Origin of the sequence: Streptomyces brasiliensis, assembly GCF_014647875.1 — a bacterium.
GTDB lineage: Bacteria > Actinomycetota > Actinomycetes > Streptomycetales > Streptomycetaceae > Streptomyces > Streptomyces brasiliensis.
The window spans coordinates 1-756 of the sequence record NZ_BMQA01000256.1 but is presented as its reverse complement, the minus strand read 5'-3'; the positions used below and the strand labels follow the sequence as shown (position 1 = coordinate 756).

Here is a 756-nt window from a genome sequence, read left to right as displayed (position 1 = left end):
GATCCTGTGCGGGGCGTTCGCCGAGGTGTTGGGTCTTGAGTCGGTCGGCGTCGACGACAACTTCTTCCAGCTCGGCGGACACTCCCTCCTGGCCGTACGACTGGTTTCGCGCATCCGTACGGTGCTCGGTGCGGAGTTGCCGCTGCGGGTGTTGTTCGAGGCGCCGACGGTGGCCGGGCTCGCGGTTCGGCTGTCGGAGGGTATGCGGGCGGCGCGGATGCCGTTGCGGGCTGTGGAGATGCGTCCGGTGCGGGTGCCGTTGTCGTTCGCGCAGCGGCGGTTGTGGTTCCTGGCCCAGTTGGAGGGGCCGAGTTCGGCGTACAACATTCCGGTGCCGCTGCGGATCAGTGGTGTCGATGTTGCGGTGTTGGAGCAGGCGTTCCGGGATGTGATCGGGCGGCATGAGTCGCTGCGGACGGTGTTCCCGGCAGTGGACGGTGAGCCGTACCAGCAGATCCTCGACCCGGAGGAGCTGACGTGGTCCATCCCGGTGAGCCAGGTCGGCCCTGACGGTTTGGCTGAGGCCGTGGGGCGGGCTGCGGGGTATGCGTTTGATCTGTCGGTGGAGGTGCCGATTCGGGCGTGGCTGTTCGAGGCCGGTCCGGAGGAGCAGGTGCTTGTGGTGGTGATGCACCACATTGCCAGTGATGGTTGGTCGACTGCTCCGTTGGCGCGGGATCTGTCGACGGCGTACGTGGCGCGGTTGCGTGGTGAGGCCCCTGATTGGGAGCCGTTGCCGGTGCAGTACGCGGATTA

At 66.9% G+C, this 756-nt stretch carries 1 protein-coding gene; it reads left to right on the top strand.

The features are described from left to right. The coding region (locus IEZ19_RS50040) for a condensation domain-containing protein (protein WP_268248816.1) at positions 1 to 756 on the top strand (756 nt) is incomplete at both ends.